Source organism: Protofrankia coriariae, assembly GCF_001017755.1.
Lineage (GTDB): Bacteria > Actinomycetota > Actinomycetes > Frankiales > Frankiaceae > Protofrankia > Protofrankia coriariae.
The window spans coordinates 103,103-108,455 of the sequence record NZ_JWIO01000004.1; the positions used below are offsets into that span (position 1 = coordinate 103,103).

Annotated in this window: 4 protein-coding genes and 1 pseudogene; all 5 read right to left on the reverse strand. The window is 71.9% G+C overall.

The window, feature by feature from the left end:
• Positions 1–894 (reverse strand): acetyl-CoA carboxylase carboxyltransferase subunit beta (locus FrCorBMG51_RS29295; protein ID WP_268760523.1); only part of this gene is annotated, 894 nt, incomplete at its 3' end.
• Complete coding sequence (locus tag FrCorBMG51_RS04240) at positions 891–1,256, reverse strand: TcmI family type II polyketide cyclase (RefSeq protein ID WP_047221794.1); 366 nt, start codon at positions 1,254–1,256, stop codon at positions 891–893. The genes FrCorBMG51_RS29295 and FrCorBMG51_RS04240, both read right to left, overlap by 4 nt.
• A gap of 599 nt (positions 1,257–1,855) precedes the next feature.
• On the reverse strand, positions 1,856–4,087 hold the full coding sequence (gene recD2, locus FrCorBMG51_RS04245) for an SF1B family DNA helicase RecD2 (protein ID WP_047221795.1): 2,232 nt from the start codon (positions 4,085–4,087) through the stop codon (positions 1,856–1,858).
• Between the two features lie 32 nt (positions 4,088–4,119).
• On the reverse strand, positions 4,120–4,842 hold the full coding sequence (gene mftE / locus FrCorBMG51_RS04250; protein ID WP_083730994.1) for a mycofactocin biosynthesis peptidyl-dipeptidase MftE: 723 nt from the start codon (positions 4,840–4,842) through the stop codon (positions 4,120–4,122).
• Positions 4,839–5,353 (reverse strand): annotated as a pseudogene (locus tag FrCorBMG51_RS30545) (hypothetical protein); the annotation flags it as partial. The gene mftE and the pseudogene FrCorBMG51_RS30545, both read right to left, overlap by 4 nt.

Genomic DNA, 5,353 nt, shown 5'->3' on the forward strand with positions numbered 1-5,353 from the left:
CCCGACAGGTTGCCGCGCCGGCTCGTCCGCCGGCTCGCCGGCCGGCAGGTCGGCCGGCAGGTCGGTCGACGGGTCGATGTCCCGCTGCTCCCGCCGGCCGACCGCGAGCAGCCTGCCCAGCACCGTCCGCAGGTCCGTCCGGTCGGCGACGATGTCGACCTGCCCCTTGCTGGCGAGAAAACCGCTGCTCTGGAACTCGGCGGGCAGCTCCTGCCCGATGGTCTGCCGGATGACCCGGGGCCCGGCGAAACCCATCCGGCTGCCGGACTCGGCGACGATCACGTCCGTGTTGGTCGCGAACGACGCCGCCACCCCGCCGTAGGTCGGGTCGGTCACCAGGCTGATGGACAGCAGGCCGTGTTCCCGGTGCCGTTCGACGGCGATACCGGTCTTGGCCATCTGCATCAGCGACAGGCAGCCCTCCTGCATCCGGGCGCCGCCGGAGGTGGAGACGACGAGCAGGGGAAGCGCCTCGTCCACGGCGAGTTCCACCGCGAGCGTTATCATTTCGCCGACCGCCGAGCCGAGGCTGCCGCCGAGGAAACGGAAGTCCATCACGGCCACGACAAGCCCGTGGCCGCCGATGGCTCCGGCGCCGCACAGCACCGCCTCGGCCAGCGCGGTCTCCCGCCGGGCCGCCTCCCAGCGCTGGGCGTACGGCCGGGTGTCGGTGAACCCGAGGATGTCGAAGTGGACGGGTTCGACCAGCAGCGGCCGGAAGCTGCCGGGATCGAGGAGCTGGTCGATCCGCTGGGCGGCGGTCAGCCGGTCGTGGTGGCCGCATTCCGGGCACACGTAGAGGTTGCGGGCCAGCCGTTTGCCGTAGACGAGCGCGGTGCAGGAGCCGCACCGGCTCCAGGCGGCCACGTCCGCCTCGGCGACCGTGGCCCTCACGCTGCCTCCCCGGCGGAGCTGGCCTCGTGGGTACCGCCGGCGGAGCCGGCCTCATAGGTGTAGAAACACCGCGCTATCGCGTCCTCGGGTGACCGCCAGGTCGGCAGATAGGGCTGAATGTAGTGGGACAGCCGCTCGCTGACGCGTTTGAACTCCTCGTGGCCGCGCGCGTTGTCCACCGCCCGCCGGCCGTCCCCGGCCGTTTCCAGCAGGTGGACGTAGAGATCCCCGAGCGAATAGAGCGAACGGCGGGTGACGCCGGCGATCCGCGGAAGTCCGGTCGCGTCCGATTCCGCGAAGATGCGTGCGACGTCCTTTTCCGCGCCGGGTGTGATCTTGGCAACAATCAAGGATCTGTGCATGTTGGTGTCCCCCTCCACCGAGCAGGCCGGGAAAACCCCGGGACCGGGGCCGGCGGGGTCACTGACCCATTCACGGCGACAACGTTCCGGTTCAGACCGACCCCCCTACCGAGAGTAAGGGTGATCACACAGCGCGTCCACCGGTGCCGTCTGCGTGACCTTTGCCAGAGAGCGACCGCCCCTCCCCGAAGCCACCCACACCGGCCCGCCGCCCCCACCGCACCGCCCCGCCGAGTCGGCCTGGCGGGCCAGCCACCGAGTCGGCCGCTGGGTCGGCTCACGACCGACGGCCGGCCACCCGCCCGCGGCGCGTCCTACCGGGTCGACCCACCGGGCCGGCCGGCCCGNGAGCGGGCCAGCAAACACAATCCACCAACAACACCGGCCAGCCGTCCGCCCCGCCCGGGAAGGCGAATACGGAGCGAGTATGGAACAAGTACGGAAATGGCTGCCACAGCAACCACTTGCCCCCTCGTTCCCGCGATTCGACCTCCGACCAACGATCAGAACGAACCCGGAGGAGGAGCCTGGGTCGAGAGGGCGGACCAGGGCGGCCCGAGATCCGAAACCCGAGATCTGAGATCTGAGACCAGGCGGTGTTACGAAGCGGACGTTTGTAGCCGGTGGTCGAGGGCGGTGTGGCGGCGGCCGCCGNGGCCGCCGCTGACCGTGCGCACGGCCTGGCCGATGGCTCGGTGTGACCCGACCAGCACCACCAGTTTACGAGCCCGCGTGACCGCCGTGTACAGCAGGTTACGCTGCAACATCATCCAGGCGCTGGTGGTGACCGGGATGACCACGGCCGGGTACTCGCTGCCCTGCGAACGGTGGATGGTCACGGCGTAGGCGTGGACGAGTTCGTCCAGCTCGGTGAAGTCGTAGTCGATATCCTCGTCCTCGTCCGTACGCACCGTGACCTTCTGCTCGTCGAGGTCGATACCGGTGACCACGCCCAGGGTGCCGTTGAAGACGCCGCTGGCTCCCTTGTCGTAGTTGTTGCGGATCTGGGTGACCTTGTCGCCGACCCGGAAGATCCGCCCGCCGGCGCGGCGTTCGGGCGTGTCGGGACGCGCCGGGGTGAGCGCCTCCTGCAACAGTGTGTTCAGCGCGCCGGCGCCGGCCGGGCCGCGGTGCATCGGCGCGAGCACCTGCACGTCGCGGCGCGGGTCCAGCCCGAACTTCGCGGGAATCCGCCGGGCCACCACGTCCACGGTCATCGCCGCGGCCTCCTCGGTCTCGTCCGCAGCGAAGAAGAAGAAATCCGGCAGGCCGCGCACCAGCGGGTGCTCGCCGCTGTTGATCCGGTGCGCGTTGGTGACCACCCCGGACTGCTGCGCCTGCCGGAAGACGTGCGTCAGCCGCACGTGCGGGACCGGTGTCCCCGCCGCCAGCAGATCGCGCAGGACCTCCCCGGCCCCGACGGACGGGAGCTGGTCGACGTCGCCGACCAGGAGCAGGTGCGCCCCGGGCGCGACCGCCTTGGCCAGCTTGTTGGCCAGCAGCAGATCGAGCATGGACGCCTCGTCGACCACGACGATGTCGGCGTCCAGCGGGTGGTCGCGGTCGTAGGCCGCGTCCCCGCCGGGACGCAGCTGCAGCAGCCGGTGCACGGTGGACGCGTCGTGCCCGGTCAGCTCGGTGAGCCGTTTCGCCGCCCGGCCGGTGGGCGCGGCCAGCACGATCTTCGCGCCCTTGGCCTGGGCAAGCGTGACTACGGAGCGTACGGTGAAGCTCTTGCCACATCCCGGCCCGCCGGTGAGGACGGCGACCCTCTCGGTCAGGGCCAGTTTCACCGCCGCCCGCTGGGCGGGGGCGAGCTCGGTGCGCGTCCGCCCGTGCAGCCAGAGCAGCGCCCTGTCCCAGTCGACGTCGGCGAACGCCGGCATCCGGTCGGCGGGCGCGCGCAGCAGCCGCAGGAGCTGACCGGCCAGGGAGATCTCCGCGCGGTGGAAGGGCACCAGGTAGACCGCGGCGACGGGGGCGTCCGGATCCTCCCCGGGGATCTCCTCACGGACGACGCCCTCCTCGGCGACGAGTTCGGCCAGACACTCGATCACCGCGCCGGTGTCGACCTGCAGGATCTTGATCGCCTCGGCGATCAGCCGCTGCTCGGGCAGGAAGCAGTTCCCGTCCCCGGTGGACTCCGACAGGGTGAACACCAGCCCGGCCTTTATCCGCTGCGGGCTGTCGTGCGGAATCCCGACGGCCCTGGCGATCGTGTCCGCGGTACGGAACCCGATGCCCCACACGTCGGTGGCCAGCTGGTACGGCTGGGTGCGCACCACCTCGATCGACCGGTCGCCATATTGTTTGTAAATTCGCACCGCCAGCGACGTGGACACCCCGACGCCCTGGAGAAAGACCATCACCTCCTTGATGGCCTTCTGTTCCTCCCAGGCAACCGCGATCGCCTTCGTCCGTTTGGGGCCGAGTTTCGGGACCTCGATCAGCCGTTCGGGATGCTGTTCGATGACGTCCAGGGCGTCAATACCGAAATGCTCGACAATGCGCTCGGCGAGCCTCGGCCCAATACCCTTGATCAGTCCGGAGCCGAGATACCGCCGAATACCCTGGATCGTCGCCGGCAGCACGGTGCTGTAGTCCTCGACGTGGAACTGCCGGCCGTACTGTGGGTGCGAGCCCCACCGCCCCCGCATCCGCAGCGACTCACCCGGCTGCGCGCCCAGCAGCGCGCCCACCACGGTGATCAGCTCACCGGACCGCCCCGCGTCCACCCGGGCGACGGTGTAGCCCGTCTCCTCGTTGGCGTAGGTGATCCGTTCCAGTACCGCGTCCAGCACCGATCCGTGGAACGGCTGCCCTGCTGCCATGCCAGTACCGATATCACGGCCGGCCGCCGGTCCTACGGCTGGCTCTTCCGGTCGTGCGGCAGACTGTCGCGCCACCGGTCGGCCGCGGCGGCGAGCTCCTGGGCCCAAGCGTCCAGGATGCGCGTTCCGGCGCGGGCGGAGGAACCGGTCGGATCGCCCAGCACGCCGTTGGGGCTGACCGCGCGCACCCCGGACTCCCGCAGCGCCGGCAGGAGCTCACCGATCGGACGGGTCACCCCGGGCTCGACATGGTCGAGCCGCACCGCCTGCCCGCGCAGCGCGAGCATCACCGAGGTCTCGGTACGGCCGGCGTGGGCGTCGTCCGCGGGCCCGCCGGGCAGCCAGGCAAGCACCCGCCGGCCCTCACCGCGCAGCCGGGCGACGGCGCGGCGCAGCGGCGCGGCGTTGCCGCCGTGCCCGCAGACCAGCAGCACCCCGGCGAACGCGTCCGCCGAGCGGACAAGCTCGACCAGCAGCAACTCGACGCCGTCCTGCCCGATCGACAGGGTGCCGGGAAAGCCCGCGTGCTCACCGCTTGCGCCATAGGGCAGCGCCGGCGCGACGAGCACCCAGGATCGGGCACGGGCGAGCCGCTCGCACAGCGTCGTGGCAAGTTCGGTGTCCACGGTGAGCGGCAGGTGCGGCCCGTGCTGCTCGGTCGCGCCGAGGGGGACGGCGAGCACGCTGGTGGCGGCCCGCTCGGCCACCTCGGGCCAGGCGAGCTCCGCCAACCGCCAGGGCCGCACGACGGTCACGGTACGTGATGCCTGCCCAGGATGCGACGCGCTCCCGAAACCAGCGCGTGGCGTGGTTTCAGGTGGGATGCACCGCGGACCTGAAGGACACGGCGAAGGTACGCGGTCGCCGCGGCGGGCCGGCCGGACAGCTCCGGGAGCAGCGGGGTGAGCGTGCCCGCGCGTGCGGCGCCCCACCAGACCCCGGCGCCGTAGGCGGCGTCGTCGAGTGCCCGCAGCAGCAGCCAGCGCGGCGGATCCACGTCCGGCCGCCGCTGATACCACTCGTGCAGGTGCCGCCCCAGCGCCAGGGCCAGCAGCCATCTGCCCCGCCTGGTGCCCGCCAGCAGCGGGACGGCCGCCGGCCACCAGGCGCGGGTCACCGCGTCGGCGAACAGCCGGCCCGCGCCGAGGTGCCCCAGCGCCGCCACCCGCAGCGCCCCGGTGGCGGGCACCCCGAGCGGCGCCAGCCTGCGCGGCAGCAACGCCGCCGTGCCGGCCGCGACCACAAGCCCGGCCCGCGGCCGGCCGG

What these genes read in the sequence shown, in the direction of transcription:
- FrCorBMG51_RS04240 (WP_047221794.1), bottom strand. Translation starts at nt 1,256, where the DNA reads ATGCACAGATCCTTGATTGTTGCCAAGATCACACCCGGCGCGGAAAAG.